Source organism: Streptomyces sp. NPDC050732, assembly GCF_040654255.1.
Classification (GTDB): domain Bacteria; phylum Actinomycetota; class Actinomycetes; order Streptomycetales; family Streptomycetaceae; genus Streptomyces.
In genome coordinates, this window is record NZ_JBFAHP010000077.1 from 1 (window position 1) to 3,696 (window position 3,696).

5 protein-coding genes are annotated in these 3,696 nt (G+C 68.6%); 2 read left to right on the plus strand and 3 right to left on the minus strand.

Annotation, left to right across the window (positions count from 1 at the left end; genetic code table 11):
• Positions 1-227 (plus strand): hypothetical protein (locus tag AB0H82_RS36255; RefSeq protein WP_362999805.1); only part of this gene is annotated, 227 nt, incomplete at its 5' end.
• A gap of 122 nt (positions 228-349) precedes the next feature.
• Here the strand turns inward: AB0H82_RS36255 and AB0H82_RS36260 are convergent.
• A complete protein-coding gene (locus AB0H82_RS36260) occupies positions 350-1,357 on the minus strand; it encodes a stage II sporulation protein M (protein ID WP_362999806.1) in 1,008 nt (335 codons plus the stop codon).
• A 98-nt stretch (positions 1,358-1,455) separates the two neighbouring features.
• On the opposite strand from AB0H82_RS36260, the gene AB0H82_RS36265 reads away from it, so the two are divergent.
• Positions 1,456-2,436, plus strand: coding sequence for an RDD family protein (locus AB0H82_RS36265; RefSeq protein ID WP_362999807.1), 981 nt, complete (start codon positions 1,456-1,458; stop codon positions 2,434-2,436).
• Positions 2,437-2,470: 34 nt separating this feature from the next.
• Here the strand turns inward: AB0H82_RS36265 and AB0H82_RS36270 are convergent, their stop codons facing one another.
• Positions 2,471-3,085, minus strand: a complete 615-nt coding sequence (locus tag AB0H82_RS36270; protein WP_362999808.1) for a hypothetical protein — start codon at positions 3,083-3,085, stop codon at positions 2,471-2,473.
• Between the two features lie 143 nt (positions 3,086-3,228).
• A partial coding sequence (locus AB0H82_RS36275) for an adenosylhomocysteinase (RefSeq protein WP_362999809.1) occupies positions 3,229-3,696 on the minus strand: 468 nt, incomplete at its 5' end.

The window sequence follows — 3,696 nt, forward strand, 5'->3', positions numbered from 1 at the left end:
CCTTCGGTGTTTCTTTTGTTCTTGCGTTTCCGACTCTATCAGACTCTTTCGTGTCCGATTTCCTCGGTGCCTTTCCGGTTCCCGCTCCGGCCTTTTGGCTTTCGCGTTTCCCTTTCCGGCGGTTCCGACTTTATCAGAAGTTTTCGGCCGGTCTTACCGGCTTCGGATTCCGAATCATCGGGGGCGGCTTCTCGATCAATGAAATTCAAGAAGCAGACAGACTTTAACTGCCGCCGCTGGACTTGTCCAGCTCTAGGCAACTGTTCGAATCTACCTCCCCGGTCCTTCCGTGTCAACGGTTTTTCCGGGGCGATGAGGAGACTAGCAGGTCAGACGGGCCGTACGCACATCACGCTGCGTGGGGGAGCGAGGCGCTGCGTTCGTGCTGGTCAAGGTCCCCCGTCTCCCCCGCACGGGCCGCCCTGCCGCCCAGCACGTAGACGTACGCGAGGAATGCCAGTTCGGCGCCGATTCCGATGGCGATGCGGGCCCAGGTCGGGAGGCCCGACGGGGTGACGAAGCCTTCGATGGCGCCGGAGACGAAGAGGACCAGGGCCAGGCCGATGGCCATGCCGAGGGCTGCGCGGCCCTCCTCCGCGAGGGCGGTGCGGCGGGTGCGGGGGCCCGGGTCGATGACGGTCCAGCCGAGGCGCAGGCCTGTGCCGGCGGCTACGAAGACTGCCGTCAGTTCGAGGAGGCCGTGCGGCAGGACGAGGCCGAGGAAGGTGTCGAGGCGGCCGGCCGACGACATCAGACCGATGCCCACCCCAAGATTGAGCATGTTCTGGAAGAGGATCCATAGGACGGGGAAGCACAGAAAGGCTCCCAGAACCAGACACATCGCCGCTGCCTGGGCGTTGTTCGTCCAGACCTGGGCGGCGAACGAGGTCGCGGGGTGACTGGAGTAGTACGTCTCGTACTGGCCGCCGGGGCGGGTCATCTCCCGGAGCTCGCTGGGGGCGGCGATCGTGGACTGGACTTCGGGGTGGGTGGCGATCCACCAGCCGATCACCGCTGCCAGGACCGTCGAGAGCAGTGCGGTGGGTATCCACCAGCGGCGGGATCGGTAGACCGCCGCGGGGAAACCGTGGGTCAGGAAGCGGGTCACGTCTCGCCAGGAGGCGCGGCGTGTGCCCGTCACGGCGCTACGCGCGCGTGCCACCAGATGGGTGAGGCGTCCGGTGAGCTGCGGGTCGGGTGCGGTGGACTGGATCAGGGAGAGGTGGGTGGCGGTGCGTTGGTAAAGGGTGACCAGCTCGTCGGCCTCGGCTCCGGTGAGGCGGCGCTGGCGGCGCAGCAGGGCTTCCAGTCGGTCCCACTCGGCTCGGTGGGACGACACGAAGACGTCGAGGTCCATCGGTTGCCTGCTCCTCGTAGCTCCTCGTACTGCGGCGCGTGATTCATCAGCTTGGCAGACTGGCCAGTCCTACGGCAGTGCAGGGAAGGGGTGGCGGCGTGAGTGAGCTGGTGACGGGCGAGGCGGTGGCGCTGGAGCTGCGGCCCGCGAAGCTGCCCAGTCGGGCGCTGGCCGTGCTGATCGACCTGGTCGTGGCATGGGCGGTGTATCTGGGCGTGACCATCGGGATCGTCGCCTCGACTTCTTCCTTGGACGAGGCCGCGGCTGCCGCGGTCGCGGTGGCCGGCTTCGTGCTGCTTCTGGTCGGTGGGCCCATCGCCGTGGAGACGCTCAGCCATGGGCGGTCGCTCGGGAAGCTGGCGTGCGGCTTGCGCGTGGTGCGGGACGACGGGGGGCCCATTCGGTTCCGGCACGCGCTGGTGCGAGGGGCCATCGGGGTCGTCGAGATCCTGCTGACGTTCGGGGTCGTCGCGTGCATCGCGTCGCTGGTGTCGGCGCGGGGGCGGCGGCTCGGGGATGTGTTCGCGGGGACGCTGGTCGTGCGTGAGCGGGTGCCCGCGGGGCGTGCGGCGTTCGTTCCTCCGCCGCCGCCCTGGCTGGTGGGGCGGTTCTCCGAGCTGGATCTCTCGGGGGTGCCCGAGAGTCTGTGGCTGGCCATTCGGCAGTACCTGACGCGGATGCAGCAGTTGGATCCGCAGGTGGGCTGGGCGATGGCGGAGCGGCTTGCCGGCGATCTGGCGGAACGGACCGGCGCTCCGGCGCCCCACGGGGTGCCGCCTGCCGCGTACCTGGCGGCCGTGGTGCATGAGCGGCAGACGCGGGATTCGCGGCGGGCTGCCGGTGGAGTCGGCTCTGGTGGTGCGGGATCTGGTGATGCGGGCTCTGGTGGTGTGGAGACCTTTGGTGCTGTGAGTGGCTCAGGTGCTGTGGGTGACTCAGGTGCTGTGGGTGGCTTTGGCCATGCCTCCGGGGGCGGTGCCTACCCGCCACCTGTTGCTCCGCCTCCCGTCGGTCCTGCTCCTGACGAGCAGGGGGCCGAGGCGTCTCGTCCGGCTACCGGGTTCCAGCCGCCTGCCTGATCGGTGTCGGGCTCGGGCGAGGGCCGGGCGACGGTCAGGTGAAGGTCGACGGCGGGGTTTCGAGGTGCTCCAGCTCGATGCCGGGGGCCGCGAGCACGACGTCGCCGGTGATGTGGACGGCGTGCTGTTCGCCGGTGTCCAGGGCCGTGACCTGGTACTCGTCCACGATCAGAGGGCCGTTGTCAGTGGCGTGTGCTTCGCTTTTCAGCAAGGTCCAGGACTGGTCGAGGGTGCGGGGGGCCAGGACCGGGTCCGTGAAGGCGACCAGGCGGATGCGGGTCGCGGGGGAAGCGGTGGTCAGGCGCAGGAGCCGGGCCGTCGCGATGAGAAAGGCGGGGGATGTGCCGGTGAACGCGTGGGCGGGGGCGTTGTCTTCGGTGGCGTGTGCGCCTGTGGGGTCGGTACGGACCCAGGTGACGCCGTTGAGGGCGCCGGCGCGGACCTGCCAGTCGCCTGCGTGGTGTTCCAGGCGGATGGGGCGGCCACGGTCGTCGAGTGCGAGGTCGACGGAGCCGGCGGGGGTGCCTGAGGGGGTGGTTCGTTGGGAGACATAACGCCAGCCGGAGGGGCCGGGCGCGCAGTGGAAGTGTTCTTCGCCGAGGGGGGTGTGATCGTGCGGATCATGGAGCGAATATCGGCCGCGGGGCATGGGCTTGGTCCTGGTCCTCGGTCGGGTTTCTGCGTTGAGCTGTAGGTGTCGGCAGGGCTCAAAGACAGGCTCTCAAAGGGGCAGGCCCCCGCCGCGGGGGCGAGGGCCTGCTGAAGTGGGGCTGACCGGTGGCCGGTCGACCGTCAGTAGCGGTAGTGGTCGGGCTTGAAGGGGCCCTCGACCTCGACGCCGATGTAGGCGGCCTGCTCCGGGCGCAGCGTCGTCAGCTTCACACCGAGGGCGTCGAGGTGGAGGCGGGCGACCTTCTCGTCCAGGTGCTTGGGCAGCACGTAGACGCCGGTGGGGTACTGCTCCTGCTTGGTGAACAGCTCGATCTGGGCCAGCGTCTGGTCCGCGAAGGAGTTGGACATCACGAAGGAGGGGTGGCCGGTGGCGTTGCCCAGGTTGAGCAGCCGGCCCTCGGAGAGCACGATCAGGACCTTGCCCTCGGGGAAGGTCCAGGTGTGCACCTGCGGCTTGACCTCGTCCTTGACGATCCCGGGAATCGCGGCGAGACCGGCCATGTCGATCTCGTTGTCGAAGTGGCCGATGTTGCCCACGATCGCCTGGTGCTTCATCCGGGCCATGTCACCGGCCATGATGATGTCCTT